This window comes from Terriglobales bacterium (assembly GCA_035487355.1).
GTDB lineage: Bacteria > Acidobacteriota > Terriglobia > Terriglobales > Acidobacteriaceae > QIAW01.
The window spans coordinates 40,427-57,759 of record DATHMF010000099.1 but is presented as its reverse complement, the minus strand read 5'-3'; the positions used below and the strand labels follow the sequence as shown (position 1 = coordinate 57,759).

Genomic DNA, 17,333 nt, shown 5'->3' with positions numbered 1-17,333 from the left:
GCCACATAGAACGGAATCCCATGCTCTTTTGCCAGCACTGCAACCGTATAAGTTCCAATCTTGTTGGCTACATCGCCATTGGCGGCAATGCGGTCGGCCCCGACTACGACAGCACCGATCCTGCCCTGCCGCATCATCGCGCCCGCCATGTTGTCGGAGATGACCGTCGTCGGAATGCCGTCTTTATTCAGCTCCCATGCAGTCAAACGCGAGCCTTGCAGGAATGGCCGGGTCTCATCGGCAAAGACGTGAATCTTCTTCCCCGCCTCCACCGCCGCGCGGATCACCCCTAGCGCCGTGCCATAACCGCAGGTCGCCAGAGCACCGGCATTGCAGTGGGTCAATACGCCTCCGCTGGCCGGCATCAGGGTCGCGCCATGCTGGCCCATGGCCTGATTGGCGGCAATATCTTCTACATACATGCGTTGCGCTTCTTCGACCAGCGCCTGCTTGATCTCTGGAATGCTGAGGCTCTGCAAAGCATCAAACTTGCGCTGCATGCGTTCGATGGCCCAAAACAAGTTGACCGCTGTCGGCCGCGTGGCCGCTATGACTTTGCTGATTTCGTCCAGCTCCTGGCGCAGACCGGCATGGTCGCGGGCAGAGCTGTTCTGCACTCCCAGTGCGACCCCCATCGCCGCGGCCACTCCGATGGCCGGCGCGCCACGCACGATCATGGTGCGGATCGCGTCGGCTACCTGTTCGTAGTCGCTGCAGGTGACGTAGACTTCTTCCGTGGGCAGCTTGGTCTGATCAATAAAACGTACGCCCGCCTCTGTCCATTCCAAGGTCTTTATCATGAATCTTTGATTTTAGAACATTTACGGGATCATGACGGGCTTTCGCTAATAGGAGCGCGTCCGTTTCCGAATTGCCGACCATACGCCTACACCTCCGATGAGGAAGGGCAGCAAACACAGAAAGATCAAGAAAAAGAGCAGCAGCACCCACGCGACAATCTGTCCGCCATTCCATACATGTTCGCCATCTGTGTTCGAGTTCTGCATAATTTCTTCCTTGTCAGCCAACCGCGATGAATAAGCTGTAATTTGGACCGCCAACATTTTTCTAGAGCTCTTTCGCAGCAACCTTGCTTGGGCTGCGAGTGAATTTCTTGCGGTAATATCCAATCCAAAGAAAAATTCCTGGAATGCCGATTGCCGAAGGCCACAGCCAGCGAATGACGACCGGCAGAAAGTGAAAATTCACGGCAGAAAATGCGGACACCGTAGCGATGTAGGATCCGAGCATCCCACCCATGTGGCTGTACCACCACGCATTTCGGTCGGCCGGTGGCCGGAGGAATCGCCATATGTCGCTTCCTGAGATCAAGACACCGATTAGGCCGAACGCGAATGAAACCGCTGGAGCAGGCAGGAATTGACCCCTAAGAGGATGAATCGCCAGTGCGACTAGGCTGAGACTCCCCGCCAAGGTGAGCAGCGCGCCGATCCAATCCATAACCTCAGCACTCTGGCGTTTTCGCAGAATGCTTCGGTAACCGCGAAAGGCGAAATAGAAGCTGAAGATGGCGAGCAGTGCCAGAAAGACGATGGGCCGGTAGACGGCCATGATCATTGCGGTCGTGGCAACGACAGCCATCGTCCAGAAGTAAATCTTTCCCCAACGGCGATGCACCAGACCTCCCTTGAGCGTCAACATTGCTACTGGCGCTACGAAGAGAGCAATCATGCCGCAGGCGATGTGCAAAATGCGGACATACGGAAACCAGGTATTCATGGCCTCTTACCTCCTTCTTGTTTCGGTGTGGGTCCTTCCCGCCTTTTGTCGGCACGCTCGAGGGCGGGCAATGTTGTTTCGCTCCAAGCGAGCGCCATGCGCGAATATCGCTTGCCGTAGTCCAGCGTCATGAGCCAATAAGGCAGGCCAGGATGGTTTGCATGCTCACGATTCAGCCATTTCTCGACACGGGAATATTGTTGCAACAGCCCTTCGTGGTGGCGGCGAAATTCCTTGACATGGCGGACCATGTCCTGTGATTTGGCCAGGCGGCCAAAGAAGAGCTTGAGAAGAAGCTCGTTCCGGGGGGACGGTGGTACCGGGGGCCGGCCGAGCCACCTCTCAAGCTCCGAGTGCCCGGTCCGAGTGAGTGAGTAGACCTGGCGATCGGGCTTGCCACTCTTGCGTTCGACGCGCACATCCACCAGGTCCTCTGCAGCCATGCGCTTGAGCATGGGGTAGATCTGCCCATAGCTTTCTTTCCAGAAATAACCAATATTTTCTTTGACGAACTTTCGGATGTCGTAACCGGACATGGCTCGGAGGGAAAGGATGCCAAGGAGTGAGTGGGCGACCGAGCGTTTCATATATCTTCATGATATATCTCAGACAGATAGTGTCAAGCGTTATTGTGCTTGTACCGCGCTGGTCACCGACTGCCAGGAAGATAGCTCCTTTCTGGTGGCTGGACAGAGAATCGATTACCCGGCTCACAGAACGGCCGCCAACGAGCTCCAAGAGATGGCTAGCGCTCGCCAGGACTGTCGCTAGCTGTCGCGAGCAGTCCCGCGCGGCACCGCTGAGGATTGGACCTGAAAAACGCGCTTGCATAAAAGGTGGGGCGGTCGTCGATCCGAGAAACCATTTGGCCGTAGTAGTCGTGTACACGTAGAAGTGACCTGCTTCGCAGCCGACTAGTCTAGCGGGGCTTTTCGGGATTGTGCCCGGATCACGGACTACCCGGAAACTGACCCACTATCGGCCAATAAGAGAAAAGCTAGGGATACTCATGTTTTGATTTGCCACGATTGTTGGGAAATGACTCAATGATTCAATGAACCAATTATTTCTCGTGCGCAGCGCAACGCCGGTTCGGCAGAACGGTGACCGCGGGACGGCCGCATAGCTCGCAAACTTCTCCCAACCCTAAAAGTGGGTCTTCTTCCTGCTGCCGGATATGCAGGTGTTTTTCGCGCACGTCATTGGCTGTAAAAATGGTTACGAAGGGCGCCGGATCGGCGGCTCTTTCCACGGCGCCGCGTCCGTTGGCCTCTTCCCGCTCCACCAGGCACATTGCGCCGACGACGTCGAAGCCGAACTCCCGGGCCGCCTCGATGGCTTGTATGATGGATCTGCCGCTGGTGCACACGTCATCCACGATAAAGACCCTGGCTCCTTTTCTGCGGAAGCCTTCAATCCGTTGCCCTGTGCCGTGCTCTTTTTCTGCTTTGCGCACGATAAAGCCGTGAATGAGTCTTCGTCCCGCCTTATCCAGGCTGCTGTCGGTCGTGCGCCCCTGGATTCTCTGCGCGCTTAAAATGGCAATACCGGTGACAATTGGGTCTGCGCCTATCGTCATTCCGCCCACCGCTTCCGGTTTCAGGCCGCTCTCGTGCATCTCGTCATAAAAGACCTTCGCAGCCAGACGCGCCCCTTCAGCATCCAGCGTAGTGGTGCGGCAGTCAATGTAGTAGTCGCTGGTGCCCCCGCCTGAGAGCTTGAATTCCCCCAACTGGAACGATTTTTCGGCGAGCGCGTGCAGCAAAGATTCGCGTGCGTCATTCATAAACTGTTAAAGATAAAAAGATAACAGGACATCCCCTCAGATTCTATAGCATTCTGGCTACTTACTTGCACACTTGGGTTCGAGAAGCCATATCGGGTACCAAGCTCAGCCACAGCCAGAAGTGGCAGCTCAGCTTGATTTCAGGCTTCAGAGCCGCTCTGCGCCCTCCGCAATTTAATCGTGAAAACTGGCTGCCGGCAACTGCCAACAGCCTCTCTCACATCTTCTCCAAATGCTTGAACCCGCCTGTGTCGATGAAAATCATTGCAAATATGGTGGTGTTATAGCCTATGTGAACCAGCACGCTGGGCGCGAGCGACTTGGTGCGGGCGCGCACGAGGCCAAGCGCAACTCCAACTATCAGCAACATCAGCATCGGAGCCCAGGCAAAGCTGAGTTGCAAGCCATGCATCAGCGTAAAAGGCACGGAGGTCAAAATAACCGCGGCCGCCACCCCCAAGGGGCGCGCCAAAGCGGGATACAGGAACCCCCGGAAGAACAGCTCTTCGATGAAGGGAGCTACCAGGATGCCGAAGCCGGCCATCAGGTAGGCGTAGGTTGGCGTTTGAAAATACTGGTCAATCGGCAGCGACGGAGGAACAGGGAGCCGGGCTGAGATCCATTGCACCGCAATCGCCAGAATTGTTCCCCCCAACAAGAAACCGGGCCAGATGTCGCGCGGCCACCGCCAGCGCAGGTTGACAAAAAACCCTTGCTCGACCCGGGCACGGGCGCGAACCAGCCTGACCATCACAAACAGCAGGAAAGCATAAATCAACAACTGCACCGGCAAAATGATACGCAGGTCGCTCCAAAATCTGTCCAGCTCTTTCCTGTTATGGAGGATCTGATTCAGGCTGTACCCAAAAAGATGCGATGCTCCCACCACTACTTCGGTTATAGGTATCGCGATAAACGTCATCACAACGAAAATGACTACCAGCAGCAGCACGTCCCAAATTGTCCATGCAGGGTCTTCTCTCCTCGCTCGAGCAGCCGCCCCGAAAAAACCCCCAGAACCAACTCCAGAGGGAAGACCCGATTGAAGATCAGGTTGAAGACCAGTTCCTGGAGTACCCATAGTCTGCTGGGGCGCAAGTTCCTGCGGAAGCTCCAGTTGCTCTGGCGGCAACGGATTGAGCGGCGTAGACATAATTCAGAGATCTTTTGCTTAAATTCTATTGAGCGGCGCTATTGAGTGGTTCCAAACCCGATTTTACAGTTACCCAATGACCCGATGACTCAATGACCCAAACTGTCCCGGCCTGCCGTGGATAACCCAATCTTTTTACTTCTTACTTCCGACTTCTGACTTCCCGGCCAGTGCCTGTCCCGTATAACTCTTCTTGACGCGCGCCACCTGCTCGGGTGTTCCCTGTGCTACCAGATGCCCGCCTTGCTCGCCGCCCTCGGGGCCAAGATCAATGATCCAGTCCGCGCTGCGGATCACATCCATATTATGCTCAATAATAATGATGGTGTTGCCCAGATCGGTAAGACGGTGCAGCACATCCAGCAGCTTGCGCACATCATCGAAGTGCAGCCCGGTCGTGGGCTCATCCAGCAGGTACAGGGTTTTTCCAGTTTGCCGCTTGCTCAACTCCCGCGCCAGTTTGATGCGCTGCGCCTCGCCGCCCGAAAGCGTCGTCGCCGATTGTCCTAATTGGATATACCCCAGCCCCACGTCTTCCAGCGTCTGCAATCTCTGGTGCACTTGCGGCACGTTTTCCAGAATGGGAATCGCGTCTGAAACCGGTGTCTCCAGCAGATCGGCAATCGAGCATCCCTTGAAACGCACCTGCAGCGTTTCGTGGTTGTAGCGCTTTCCTCCGCAGACTTCGCAAACCACGTACACGTCAGGCAGAAAATTCATCTCAATGCGCCGCTGCCCTTCGCCCTGGCAGGCCTCGCAGCGTCCTCCGCTGACGTTGAACGAGAAGCGTCCGGCCTTGTATCCCCGTTCGCGTGACTCCGGCAGCATGGCGTAGAGCTCGCGGATCTGCGTAAATACCCCGGTATAGGTTGCCGGATTCGAGCGTGGCGTGCGCCCAATCGGCGATTGGTCAATCTGGATGACCTTATCTATGTTTTCCGCCCCAGAAATTGCCTTGTGCTCGCCGGGCTCTTCGCGCGAACGGTAGAGCTGCCGCGCCAGGGCGCGATACAGAATGTCGTTGACCAAGGTTGATTTGCCCGAACCGGAAACCCCTGTCACCACCGTCATCACCCCCAGGGGAAAAGCCACATCCAGGTTGCGCAAGTTGTTCTCGTGTGCGCCTACGACGGTGATGGCCTTCCCGTTCGGCTGCCGGCGCGCAGGACGCGATGCAATCTTCACCTTGCCGGCAATATACTGACCGGTCAGCGACCCGGGCACGCGGGCGATCTCTGCGGGTTTGCCGGCAGCGACCAGCTCGCCGCCATGCCGTCCCGCCCCCGGACCAAGGTCAATCACGTAATCGGCCCGCCGGATGGTCTCTTCATCGTGCTCGACCACCAGCACCGTGTTCCCCAGATCACGCAACGCTTCCAGCGAGCGCAGCAGGCGGTCATTATCCCGTGAATGCAGGCCGATGGAAGGCTCATCCAGAACGTAGAGCACGCCGCGCAATCGTGAACCGATCTGGGTTGCCAGCCGTATGCGCTGCCCTTCGCCTCCGGAAAGCGTCGCCGCCGAACGCTCGAGCGAGATATACCCCAGCCCCACAGCGTGCAAAAACTCCAGCCGCTCCTGGACCTCGCGCACCACCCTCCCCGCGATGGCCTTTTCGCGCTCGTTTAATTTCAAGGCCGAGATTGCTTCAACGGCGCGCGTAACCGAGAGTGCGACAAAATCCGCGATGGACATCTTATTGACTTTCACGGCCAGGCTCTCCGGCCTCAGGCGTCTTCCTTTGCAAACCTGGCATTTTGTGGCCGACATATAATTCAGCAGCCACTCGCGATAGCTATCTGATGTGGCCTCTTCCAGGTTCTGCTTCAGGAATCCGAGTACCCCCCGGAACCCCGTCTTCTTCTTCTTACCCGTGGTACCGGTGCCATTCTGCGATTCCCCATAGAGGATAAGACTCTGCGTCTTTACCGGCAGCTTCTCAAACGGAGTTGCCAGATCAAAACCATGGGCCACAGCCAGAATTTGCAGCATGTTTTGCAGTGTTGCCGAGCCTGATCCCGGCCCCAGTCCGCCGTCAAACAGCGGCTTCGACCAATCGGTAATCACCTTTGCCGGATCGAAATCATATTTGCTGCCCAGTCCGTTGCACTCCGGACAAGCTCCGTACACGCTGTTGAAGGAAAACGAGCGCGGCTCCAGTTGTGGTACGTTGATGCCGCACGTCGGACATGCCAGCTTCGCCGAATAAAGCTGCTCTTCCCCGCCCACCACCGAGACCTGCACCAGTCCCCCGGTCAGCTTCATCGCCAGGGTCACAGAATTCTCCAGCCGCTTTTCGATTCCCGTTTTGACCAATAGCCGGTCTATCACCACTTCAATGGTGTGGTTCTTGCGTTTGTCGAGTGCGATCTCGTCTTCCAGGTTGAGCAGTTCGCCATCAATCCGGGCGCGGGTGAAGCCGTGCTGCGCCAGCTTTTCCATCTCCTTCTTGAACTCACCTTTACGTCCGCGCACAATCGGCGCCAGGATCATCACCCGCTCTTCCGGTTTCAGCGCCATCACGCGCTGCACAATCTGCTCAGCGGACTGCCGGCTGATGGCGCGCCCACACTGCGGGCAGTGCGGTACGCCGATGCTGGAATACAGCACGCGCAGGTAATCGTAGATTTCGGTGATGGTCCCAACCGTCGAGCGCGGACTGCGCGATGTGGTCTTTTGTTCGATGGAAATGGCAGGCGAGAGTCCGTCAATCGAGTCCACGTCCGGCCGCTCCATCTGGTCGAGAAACTGGCGGGCGTAGGCAGAGAGCGTCTCAACGTAGCGGCGCTGTCCTTCGGCGTAGATCGTGTCAAACGCCAGGGACGACTTGCCTGAACCGCTCAATCCCGTGATCACCGTCAGGCTGTTCCGCGGAATTTCCACGTGGACGTTCTTCAGGTTATGCTGCCGGGCTCCACGGACCGTGATCTTATTGATGGCCATCCTACAACGGGTCTTTTTCTTCTGACGGAGCGGGGTACCCCCCTCAGACACCCCCGCCGGGTTAAGAATGCGAGGGTACAGCAGTATCTTATTTGTTAACACTGAAACCCGTCAATGCGCGGTAGAGTAAAGGTCGGCTTTGCTTCCATTACCTTAGGACATGCACTCAAGGCAGTGGAGTTTTAAGGTAAAAAGCATATTGTGTGTACTGCTGGAAGCATACAGGATTGAGCCACAACAGCAGCTTCATCGTCAACATCTTAGCTTGAGGACATATTGCTTACGTTCATGACATTCACGGCCCTTATTCTCACCGTGGCCTCCGCCTTTTTCTTTGGAATTCTCTCCGGCTATTTGGCCATCTGCGCTCTTTTAAAGCTTATGGACCGCCGTCCTGCTTCCGATCCGGAGCCCGTTCGCGCACAGGTTCACGCCACTTCCAGCGGCGACTAAAGCACATTTTCAGAGCTGCCGAGACCGCCAAGTCCAAAATGGCTTCTAAACTAAAGTAACATTCCAGGAAAAATCGTAATTTCTTTCTCCCAGCCGCTTTGCTATGCTTGTGGGCATTCCCTATTTGGAGCGTGGCAAACAAGTGCTGAAATACATACTTGTTCGTTTTGGATACCTTCCTGTCATTGGGCTATTGCTTTATCTTTATTTGTTGCCCAGCGCTGCCGAGCGACAACTCAAGCGTACGCAAGTGGCCCTGCAGAAAGCGACAAGCTGGCGCATGGAGAGCCAGTCACCCAGCCCTGATCACGACGAAAGCACCCTCCAGGAGGTTGTTTGTCCCAACACCTTTCGCCAGGTAATACATGTAGATATGCACAACGGCGCGCCCAGCACAGATTGGGAAACCGTAGAGCTGCCCACGGCCTACTACGAACGGACCACGGGCAAGGACTGGAAACGCAGCGAGCATGGACGTCGCGGCGGCAATAACTGCCTGGTTCACCCGCCTCTGCTCGACTCCGTACATGACATTCTCATGATAGGTAAGTCGGAAAAAGGTGATAAACGCATGGTAGCGGGTGAGAGCTGCCGCGACTGGAGGTGGGAGATTCCAGCTCGCTTCGGGCCGCCTCAGGTAATGACCTTGTGCATCAACGGGGATGATGATCTTCCCCGTGAAATCCGCATTGCGGGAGCTCCTGATTCTGTAACGCACTACTCCAAATGGAACCAGCCTATTACAGTCTTGGAGCCTGAGATGCCTCCTCCGCCGGAACCTCCTCCGCTGCGCTCTTATTATTGAGTCATGATGCAGTGGGAGCTAAAACGCAGACTCGGAGCTGGTGCGGCGATGCTTCTTCTGCTGCTAATCTCCGTGGCTATCTACCTTCATTCCAGCCAGGGACCTGATGAGTTCCGCAAGATGGATCATGCCTTGCGCCTCGCCCAAAGTTGGCGCTCGCATCGTGTAATGAACGAGCCTGATCGCTCCAACGATGCGCACATGGAGGTGTACTGTCCTTCGAGTGTGCACACCTGGCAAACCAGTACAAGTTACGGCCAGCCACCGCAGGAAAGCGAAACCATTGACACAATCAACGGCAGCTATATGCGTAAGGGTTCCGATTGGATGCTCGCCGGTGTTTCCGAACGCATGATTTCTTCTCCTTGCACCTGGGGTCCTCGCGGCATGGATGATTTCCTGGGCACTATGGATGTAGTCTTGCAATCAGGGCGCATCCATCGCGGTGACACTCGCCGCGTGAATGGCGATCTCTGCCGCGATTGGACGGCCAGCGTCCCGGCGTCGACCGGTTGGCGTGATTCGTTCGTGGTCTGCATAGATGAACAGGACCTGCCCTTGGAAGTGGCTGCACCAGACCGCTCGCTGGTGATTACCTATTCGGATTGGAACAAGCCCATCCTGATCGAAACACCTCCCTTGGCGCCACCCAACAGATTCTAAGACTAGGACCAGAAGCGCCAGAACGAGAAGCCAGGGACTCGAAGCCATCTCCTTTGTTTGCGAGCGAGAACACTTGGAGGACAATCCACCTCGTCTTGTTCCTGCACCGCTTTATCTCTAAACTAAATATGGAGTTAGAGCCCATGATCGAACACGCACTTGCCCAGGCCTTTGCGGCTGAATGGATCGATGCTTGGAACAGCCACGATCTGAACCGGATCCTTTCTCATTACTCTGAAGAATTCGAGTTTTCCTCGCCCTTCATCATCAAGCTCATGGGCGAGTCGTCAGGCAGGTTGAAGGGCAAGGCATCCATTGAAGCGTATTGGTCCAAGGGCTTGGCGCTTCGCCCAGACCTTCATTTCGAGTTGCTGGCAGTTCTCTCCGGTGTAGACTCCCTCATCATTCACTATCGCCGTCACGATGGCAGTAATGCATCGGAGTATTTCGAGTTCGGGGCCGGTGGCAAGGTGGTCAGGTCTTCCGCCCACTATGTCACCCTGGGACTCTAAGAATGGGTTATTTGTTCCGAATTTAAATCCTATATACTGCTCCCTCTGGAGGCCGCGCATTTCCCAAAGAGGTATTTATCTCACGCTCATCGGCGTGTTGCTGTTGCTCATGCTCTTTTTATTTTTGCGCCCAAGTGCAGGCCAAAGCGAATTGAAAAAGGAACTGTACGCGTTGCAGACCGTGAACAGTTGGAAGATGAGCATGCAGATCGGCGTCAACGGCCGCTTTATCATGAGCCGGAACGAAGAAGCCGTGTGCCCAGACCGGCAGCATATCGCGGAGTACTCGCCAGACGGCACCGCTGAATTCACCCGCATCGGAGACGATGTGTACTATCGTCAGAACAACCTTCCCTGGGTGAAAGGCATGCCCGGCCCCGACCTGTTCGTTGCTCTCCCCACCCCGCAGCCCTGTTTAAGCGATCCTACGCAGCCCAAGTCAGCTCCGAACGCCGGTGCCGAGGAGATGCGCCTTTCCATCCAGAACGATATTGACCACGGCAACATTGTGGAAGGCGATGAACAAAAGATAAACGGCGTCACCTGCCGCATGTGGAAGGTCACTGCACTAAGTGAAAAAGGCCGGATGGGCAGCTACAGCACCTGCATCGGCGAGCTCGATCATCTCCCGCGCACGATCGAAAACGCCAATCATACTTTGAACGTTTCATTCGAGTGGAACGTGCCCGTCTCCGTGCAGGTACCTGACATGTCGCCTCCCGCCACCAATCTCCGATGATAGTGGCTCAACCTGAGGACTGACGACTGTTTCTCTGGTTCGCTTCTGAGTACTGAGTACCGATTACTGAGTACTGCTTTACTGCGGTTCCCCGTTATCTCCCAAAGGCGGCTGCTGTGGTTGCATTTGTTGCGGAGGCTGTCCTCGTTGCTGCTGCATCTGTCTTAGCTCTTCCAGCAACTGTTCCGGCGTCTTGGGATTGCCTTCATCCCCACCTGGTGAGGTAGGGATCCTTGGCTGCGGCTGCGCCTCCGGGACTTCTTCATCCGGCACGGTCTCTGGCACCTCTTGAACTTCAGGAGGCTGGTACGAAGGTGGCTGCGCGCTGGCTACATAACCATTATTGTAGCCATTGTTATTATTGGGAGCGTTGGGATCGGCCGCAATTTTCTCCCGCAGGATGATGCGCTCTGGCGAACTCGGATCTTCCGGGCGGTTCAAGACGATGTAATCGAAGTGCGAGCCGTTCAGCAATGCCGCCATGACCTCGCCCGTAGTGGCGGGCCCGAGTTTCACGGCCACACGCTCGTTGCTGATCGTACTGGGCAACTCCATGGCTGCGCCCGTTCTCTGATGGATCGCCGAAAGGATATCGGGCAGTGTGGAATTCTCTGCACTGATACTTAATTGCCCATTGCGAAAACTCACCCGCGGCGGCTTTGGCGGATAGTCTGCGGCCACATACGACTGCGTAGTCTGCGCTGCCGGAGTAGTGGTGCTTGGCGGAGGTGTGATCGCGCTGACCCGGTACGGGTTCGGATTTCCGGCAGCACCAGGAGCAGGCGCTATGTACGCCCCAGGCCCACTCGGGAGAGCATATTGTTGCGCTCTTGGAGGCGGCTGAATCTGGATTCTGGCGTCCGGAGGAGCGCTGGAGGGAACATATCCTCCTTGATATTGCACTGCTCCGCTTGAAGGAACCGGTTGGCTGCTGATTTGCGTCTGGTTTTCCGGATTGGGGTTGGTGGTATTGAACCGGTTTCGCCGTGCGTAGGCGGGCAACGTTGCCGTTGCAGCCAGCGCTAGTAAGGTTAAATACACTCGTAACTTGCTGGGCGAATAAGACATGAGAAACGCCGCGGTCCTCCGCCGGCAAGCTGAAATTGTAGCACTACCCAAGAGCGGTTTTTCCTTAAATATTGCCGCTGCACCCCCGCGACCGGACATTGTACGAAAATTGCACATTCGCAGAGAGTTTATCCTTGACATCTGCCCGTTATTAAAAAGCATCTATGCAAAAGCAGCTTTTATCGCAGGCATTTGAGTTATAAGATGCATCCTATGAAGTTCATGATCAGTAAATCTGCCGTTTCCCGGCTCCTCCGTGTTTTTTCTCTTGCCGGCTTGACCTTTGCCTCGCTCGTGCTATTCGCCTCTCTCGCCTCCGCCGAGGTTTGCTCTACGGTCACCGACATGGACGCCTCCACTCGCTCCGCCCTCGAGCACACCGCGCTCCAATTTGGCGACGCAGTTATCCGCGGCGATGCTGCTGCTTTGCGGCAGAATGCCATTGCTTCTGTGGCTTCGAATTTTTCCGGGGCTGAGGCTTTGGTGAATGACAGCAAGACGGCTTTCGTCGGTGGGCAAGCCAGTGTGCGTGCGACCTATCTGCTCGATGCCACCGGCAGCACGCCCGTGCTCGATCACGCCCAATTTCTTTGTGGCATCTGGGGTACTCCGCAGTTCGTCAGCTTCACGCTGGATAGTCTTCCCGCGGGTAAATATGGACTTGTCATTGAAGATGTAAAGACCCCCAAGGGACCATACCTGCTCTCCTTTATATTGCAGCAGGAAGGCGCTGCCTGGAAGCTCGCCGGATTCCCTCCTCCCAAACCCAGCCAGCTTCAGGGTCATGATGCCTCCTGGTACCTCACCAAGGCGCGTGAATTTAAAGCCAAAGGCGAGATCCACAACGCATGGTTCTATTATCAGGAAGCGCGCGAGCTGGTGATGCCGGTCAGCTTCATCATCTTCACCCCTCTCATCAAGCTTGATAAAGAGGCGCAGCAATCCCTCCCATCGGATCTGCCGTTGAATGGCCCCGTAAACCTCATTGCCGCTAACGGCAAAACTTACAAGGTCACCGATATTTTCTCTGTCGCGGCAGACAATGGCATGGACCTGGTCGTAAAGTATTCCCTGCCCGATGTTTCCAACACAGCGCAAACCTTCCAGGAAAATACCAACGTCATTAAGACCATCGCCGCTAAGTATCCCGAATACCGTGAGACCTTCGCCGGAATCGTCGCGCGCGCCGTTGCTCCCAACGGCCAGGACTACGGCACCATGCTGGATATGAAAAACATTCAATAGGAGCTTGATTTTCGATTTCTGATTTACGATTTCTGATTTCCCAAGCCCTTTACTCATGTCAATTGTGAAACTAGTCTCGACTTTCATAAATCGTAATTCGTAAATCGAAAATCGTGAATTCTTCCCTTTTCACAAAAATTTACAAAAAAATGATATTACTTGGGAACTTTTTGCCGCCAAATACGTCTTAGTATTTAGTAGCAATCATATTGAGAGAGGCACTTATGTTATTCCGTATCGAATCCGAACGTACTACCGGCGCAATTATTCTTCGCTGTAAAGGTGCTTTGGTTCACGGTGAGCCCAGCACGATGCTGTTGCACGCGGGAGAAAAGCATGGCGCGCAACGCTTGATCGTGGATCTCACAGGCGTTGACTCGATTGATGCCAGCGGGCTGGGTGCGCTCGTAGGATTGGTAAGGTGGGCGCGCCGCGCCGGAGTGTGTGTGCGCTTGCTGAACCCCAGCAAGTATGTGCGTGAACTATTGCGGCTCACCAGGCTGGAGCGTGTCTTTGAGATCGTGGCCGCCGACCAGGAACCGGCGCTCAAACCAGCTTCGGCTGCAAGCGCAGCCTAGCAAGTTTCTCCCCCACTCATCTCCTCTTTTCCCCTACTACTCATCTCCTCTTGGGCCTGTTAAACGACAGGCCCAATTTTTTATGGTCATTAGGTATAGCCTTTAGAGAAACGCGACAAGCCCAATTTTCTCTGTTGTCTTCACTCACCCGATGACCCAATGACCCAACCTGTCCCGGCTTGCCGTGGATGACTCAATTTTCCTTCGCACGTCCTCATTCCGAAATACAATGTTCAACCCAGGGAGGATGAACCATGCTCGCAGGATTCAAGAAGTTTCTCGTTCGCGGCAACGTCGTGGATTTGGCCGTTGCCGTGGTCATAGGCGCGGCTTTTGGGGCTGTAGTGACCTCGTTTGTGGGTAATATTCTTACGCCGATGATCGCCGCCATTGCCGGCAAGCCTGATTTTTCTGCCTTCTCATTTACCATCAACGGCAGCAAAATTCTCTATGGCACATTTCTCAATGCTTTGATCTCCTTTGTGCTGGTCGCCATCGCGGTGTACTTCTTTATAGTGGTTCCCATGAACACTTTTCTGGCGCGGCTCAAGCGCGGCGAGATTCCACCCGATCCCACGACCAAGAAATGCCCCGAATGCCTGAGTGAAATCCCCATCCAGGCCCGCAAGTGCGCCTTCTGCACTTCATCGCTGTCGGCGTGATATTGAATTTCACTCAAATGCCCGCCTTGTCATCCCGAGCGAAGTGCAGCGTAGTCGAGGAGCCTGGGTTTTTGCAGACTCATCGATTCTGTGAGAGAAAACGAGTTCAAGAGGTTTTACGAGATTTTTTTGTCCGCCGGCTCTTCGTAGCTTTCGACTTGGAGCTTGGAGCTTTCTTCTTCGGCGGCTCCCACAGCTCAATGCGATTGCCCTCCGGATCCATGATCCAGGCAAAGCGGCCGTAGTCGTAGTCTTCGCGCTTCTCGTCAATTGTGACGCCCTCTTTGCGCAGGGCCTCAAGCAACGCGTCGAGGTCATCCACCCGGTAGTTGATCATGAGGCTGGCGCGGCTGGGATCGAAGTATTTGGTGTCTTTGGGAAACAGCGCCCAAACCGTCATCCCCTCTTCCTTCGCATCTTCGGCGCCGCGCCACTTGAAGTTAACGCTGCCCTGTTCCCGTTTGAGCCCGAGATGCTTTTCATACCACTCATATAGTTTGTTGGGATCGTTCGCCTTGAAAAAGACCCCGCCCAATCCAGTTACTCTTCGCATGTAAGGTTTCTCCTCGTGATAGGAATCTTTGGTTTCTCGCAAAAGGTCTCAGGCAAACCTGGCGGTGCATGATGGCCTTTCTTTGAATTTCGAGAAGTAACGATACGATAATCAGCAGAGGAAACGATGTCAATGGTGGTTACTGCCATCTCTGCCTCCAATCACCAAGTCCATTCAATTTTAATCGTGGGCAACTTTTTTAGAACCATCCTCATCACATTCATGACAAGCATCATCCTAAAATAAGGAAACGAATCCTATGAAAAAGGCATTCGCTTTAGCAGTGCTCGTGGCATTGTTGCTTCCTCTTTCCGCTTTTGCCAAGCCCAAGAAAAAGACCTTCAATAACTCTACCGATGAGCTTTTTACCGCTGCTTTGCGCACCGCGCGCGAGCGCCACGTGGTGACCTACGTCAATGAGAAGATGCTGATGTTCACCTTCGAGACCGGACGGTCATTCACATCGAAGGGCTTCGTGGCCAATGCTTCTGTCGAACCCGAAGGTGAAAACAAAGCCACGCTCATTATCAACGTCCAAAATAAGGATAGTGGCGGCTTTTCCTGGGGCGCTGGCGACCGCATGGCCGACAAGTTTTATGACCAGGTAACTGAAGAGCTTGCCGGCGAAGTGAAGCAGAAGTCGGATGTCCGCTCGCCTGTGGGCGCAATCTCCACTCCCGAACCCAAGGCCGTTCCGCCCGAGCCTACACTGACCAAGCCCGCAGCTCCGGCCGCGCCGCCTGTCAATGATGACAAGGGCAGCGTGATGGTGAACTCGACTCCAGAGGGCGCTGAGGTCTACGTGGATGACGCCTTCGTCGGTAACGCTCCCGCTACTTTGCGGATGTCGAGCGGAAAGCACACGGTAAAGGTCTCTCAAACTGGCTACAAAGCCTGGAGCAGAGAGCTCTCCGTCCTTGCCGGCTCCGAAGTACAACTCAAAGCCGCCTTGGAAAAAGAGCAGTAGTTGAGACCAGCCTTTCAAATCCGCGCAATCCGTGAAATCCGCGGTATGCTTTTGCGTTTCGTTTTGGCTGAGTGCCGACCGCTGAATGCTGATTGCTCTTACTCAAACAGCCCATCGAATTCCGAGAGCAGCGTAATCAAACGGTCTGCATCAGGAGCGCCGTCGAACTCGCGGACAGCCTGCGTACCGACGCTGCTGCTCGAGGGGAACTGATTAGACGCGACCGCCTCCCGCACGCGCGGCAGAAAGATGAACTGCAGCCACTGCGCGTAGGTCATAGTGTCCATGGCAAAGGCCTGGGTAAATTCCAGTTGCTCGGGCCGCAGAGGTTCGCTCTGCCAGAAGCCGATTCGCCGCATCTCAGCCTCAATGTCATCGGCGTAGCGGGCGACATTTTGCTGAAGCCGTGTCGGGTGCATGGTTTCAATCTAGCAGCATCTGTGAATCCCCTGTAAGTTTTTGTTCTGACGACAATGGACTACACTAGCCTGTAAAAAAGGTACGGTCATGGGACTCTCTGACTGGCTTTTCCAATCCGAAGAAGAAAATGATGCGAGCGCCGACTGGCCCTCAGCGACGGGCGAGGTCCACAGCGCGGAAGTCCACGTTCGTACCCGGGATGTATATATGGCCGAAATCAGTTATTTCTACTCTGCCCGGGGCGAGTACTATTCCGGCTACTTCCAACATCTGTTCTTCTCTGAAGACGAAGCCTACGACTTCCTGGCGCCCTTTCCGAAAGGACGCAAAATTGTCGTCCACTACTGCCCCGACAAACCTGAAGTTTCAGTTTTGTTTGAGCAAAGCATCTGAGTGTCGATGCACGGCTCTGGTGCAAATCCAGCGTGATCGCAGTATGCTGATTTGTACCCACATTCGTCATGCACGGAGGAGACCTTGTCCCAAATACCAGGGCCACGCCTACAGAAGCAGGTTTCGGTTCAGACGGCAAAGCAGCTCCTGCAGCTCTTCTGGCCTGACTTTATCGAAGTTAACGGATGCATCTTTGCTGCCTTCCAGTGTTACGGCGATGTGGAAGAGCTTCCTGGCGGCAAAACCGAAACCGAGTCTTTTATCAACCATACCCACGTGCTTGATGAATTCCAAAACGGCGCAACCTCCGAGAATCGCGAATCTGTCTCCGAATCTCTTGACGCGGTGGAGGAGAGCTACGATCACACCCACCCTGACTTCGTCGCTGCCTGCGAGATTGGGTCAACGATGGCCAAGATGTGGGCCATCAAACTCAAGCTTGACTATCCGGAGCGCCGCTTTCGTGTTTACTACACGCAGTATGACAATCCCATCGTGCGCTTTCATCAGGTGCGAACTCATGAGCCCGTGTGGCTGACCGATGACGCTCTCCATGCAGCAACAGACCCCAGCTTCCGCAACGCGACCATCTATGACACTGACTATTTGGAACAACCGGTTACGAGGACTGCACCCATTTATCTCCACTAGCT

The 17,333-nt window shown here is 55.1% G+C and carries 21 protein-coding genes; 11 read left to right on the top strand and 10 right to left on the bottom strand.

Annotated features, from left to right (window positions below; genetic code table 11):
* From mtnA to uvrA, 7 genes are all read right to left on the bottom strand, one after another.
* Positions 1 to 800, bottom strand: an 800-nt coding sequence (gene mtnA, locus VK738_18070) for an S-methyl-5-thioribose-1-phosphate isomerase (GenBank protein ID HTD24571.1), incomplete at its 3' end; no start/stop codon positions are given.
* A 45-nt stretch (positions 801 to 845) separates the two neighbouring features.
* Positions 846 to 1,007 carry a hypothetical protein gene (locus VK738_18065; protein HTD24570.1) on the bottom strand — a complete coding sequence of 54 codons (162 nt, stop codon included), beginning with the start codon at positions 1,005 to 1,007 and terminating at the stop codon, positions 846 to 848.
* A 61-nt stretch (positions 1,008 to 1,068) separates the two neighbouring features.
* Positions 1,069 to 1,740, bottom strand: coding sequence for a DUF2306 domain-containing protein (locus VK738_18060; GenBank protein ID HTD24569.1), 672 nt, complete (start codon positions 1,738 to 1,740; stop codon positions 1,069 to 1,071).
* The gene (locus tag VK738_18055; protein HTD24568.1) at positions 1,737 to 2,327 is read right to left on the bottom strand and encodes a PadR family transcriptional regulator; all 591 of its coding nucleotides are present in this window, start codon (positions 2,325 to 2,327) and stop codon (positions 1,737 to 1,739) included. The genes VK738_18060 and VK738_18055 overlap by 4 nt, the downstream gene beginning before the upstream one ends.
* 476 nt (positions 2,328 to 2,803) lie before the next feature.
* Entirely contained in the window at positions 2,804 to 3,526 is a 723-nt protein-coding gene (gene pyrE, locus VK738_18050; GenBank protein ID HTD24567.1) for an orotate phosphoribosyltransferase, read from the bottom strand.
* Positions 3,527 to 3,743: 217 nt separating this feature from the next.
* Positions 3,744 to 4,679 (bottom strand): type II CAAX endopeptidase family protein, encoded by a 936-nt coding sequence (locus VK738_18045; protein HTD24566.1) that lies wholly within the window; start codon positions 4,677 to 4,679, stop codon positions 3,744 to 3,746.
* Between the two features lie 135 nt (positions 4,680 to 4,814).
* Entirely contained in the window at positions 4,815 to 7,622 is a 2,808-nt protein-coding gene (gene uvrA, locus VK738_18040) for an excinuclease ABC subunit UvrA (protein HTD24565.1), read from the bottom strand.
* Positions 7,623 to 7,910: 288 nt separating this feature from the next.
* Here uvrA and VK738_18035 point away from each other — a divergent pair, with 288 nt between their 5' ends.
* From VK738_18035 to VK738_18015, 5 genes are all read left to right on the top strand, one after another.
* Positions 7,911 to 8,075, top strand: coding sequence for a hypothetical protein (locus VK738_18035; GenBank protein HTD24564.1), 165 nt, complete (start codon positions 7,911 to 7,913; stop codon positions 8,073 to 8,075).
* Between the two features lie 103 nt (positions 8,076 to 8,178).
* On the top strand, positions 8,179 to 8,880 hold the full coding sequence (locus VK738_18030; GenBank protein HTD24563.1) for a hypothetical protein: 702 nt from the start codon (positions 8,179 to 8,181) through the stop codon (positions 8,878 to 8,880).
* Positions 8,881 to 8,928: 48 nt separating this feature from the next.
* Positions 8,929 to 9,543 carry a hypothetical protein gene (locus VK738_18025; GenBank protein ID HTD24562.1) on the top strand — a complete coding sequence of 205 codons (615 nt, stop codon included), beginning with the start codon at positions 8,929 to 8,931 and terminating at the stop codon, positions 9,541 to 9,543.
* Between the two features lie 143 nt (positions 9,544 to 9,686).
* A complete protein-coding gene (locus VK738_18020; GenBank protein ID HTD24561.1) occupies positions 9,687 to 10,055 on the top strand; it encodes a nuclear transport factor 2 family protein in 369 nt (122 codons plus the stop codon).
* A gap of 151 nt (positions 10,056 to 10,206) precedes the next feature.
* Positions 10,207 to 10,794, top strand: a complete 588-nt coding sequence (locus tag VK738_18015) for a hypothetical protein (protein ID HTD24560.1) — start codon at positions 10,207 to 10,209, stop codon at positions 10,792 to 10,794.
* A gap of 78 nt (positions 10,795 to 10,872) precedes the next feature.
* On the opposite strand, the gene VK738_18010 is transcribed toward VK738_18015, so the two are convergent.
* Positions 10,873 to 11,835 (bottom strand): hypothetical protein, encoded by a 963-nt coding sequence (locus VK738_18010; protein ID HTD24559.1) that lies wholly within the window; start codon positions 11,833 to 11,835, stop codon positions 10,873 to 10,875.
* Between the two features lie 240 nt (positions 11,836 to 12,075).
* Here VK738_18010 and VK738_18005 point away from each other — a divergent pair, with 240 nt between their 5' ends.
* The 3 genes from VK738_18005 (at position 12,076) to mscL (ending at position 14,347) form a co-directional block, all read left to right on the top strand.
* On the top strand, positions 12,076 to 13,107 hold the full coding sequence (locus tag VK738_18005; GenBank protein ID HTD24558.1) for a hypothetical protein: 1,032 nt from the start codon (positions 12,076 to 12,078) through the stop codon (positions 13,105 to 13,107).
* A gap of 224 nt (positions 13,108 to 13,331) precedes the next feature.
* Positions 13,332 to 13,685, top strand: coding sequence for an STAS domain-containing protein (locus VK738_18000; protein HTD24557.1), 354 nt, complete (start codon positions 13,332 to 13,334; stop codon positions 13,683 to 13,685).
* A 254-nt stretch (positions 13,686 to 13,939) separates the two neighbouring features.
* Positions 13,940 to 14,347, top strand: coding sequence for a large conductance mechanosensitive channel protein MscL (mscL, locus tag VK738_17995; protein HTD24556.1), 408 nt, complete (start codon positions 13,940 to 13,942; stop codon positions 14,345 to 14,347).
* A gap of 106 nt (positions 14,348 to 14,453) precedes the next feature.
* On the opposite strand, the gene VK738_17990 is transcribed toward mscL, so the two are convergent.
* Positions 14,454 to 14,900 (bottom strand): VOC family protein, encoded by a 447-nt coding sequence (locus VK738_17990; GenBank protein HTD24555.1) that lies wholly within the window; start codon positions 14,898 to 14,900, stop codon positions 14,454 to 14,456.
* 259 nt (positions 14,901 to 15,159) lie between these two features.
* Here VK738_17990 and VK738_17985 point away from each other — a divergent pair, with 259 nt between their 5' ends.
* The gene (locus VK738_17985) at positions 15,160 to 15,867 is read left to right on the top strand and encodes a PEGA domain-containing protein (protein HTD24554.1); all 708 of its coding nucleotides are present in this window, start codon (positions 15,160 to 15,162) and stop codon (positions 15,865 to 15,867) included.
* Between the two features lie 98 nt (positions 15,868 to 15,965).
* Here the strand turns inward: VK738_17985 and VK738_17980 are convergent, their stop codons facing one another.
* Positions 15,966 to 16,286: a YqcC family protein gene (locus VK738_17980; GenBank protein HTD24553.1), complete on the bottom strand. Its 321-nt coding sequence runs from the start codon at positions 16,284 to 16,286 to the stop codon at positions 15,966 to 15,968.
* A gap of 88 nt (positions 16,287 to 16,374) precedes the next feature.
* Between VK738_17980 and VK738_17975 the strand changes: the two genes are divergently transcribed.
* Positions 16,375 to 16,680: a DUF3592 domain-containing protein gene (locus VK738_17975; GenBank protein HTD24552.1), complete on the top strand. Its 306-nt coding sequence runs from the start codon at positions 16,375 to 16,377 to the stop codon at positions 16,678 to 16,680.
* Positions 16,681 to 16,764: 84 nt separating this feature from the next.
* Positions 16,765 to 17,331 carry a hypothetical protein gene (locus VK738_17970; GenBank protein ID HTD24551.1) on the top strand — a complete coding sequence of 189 codons (567 nt, stop codon included), beginning with the start codon at positions 16,765 to 16,767 and terminating at the stop codon, positions 17,329 to 17,331.
* Positions 17,332 to 17,333 lie beyond the last annotated feature (2 nt).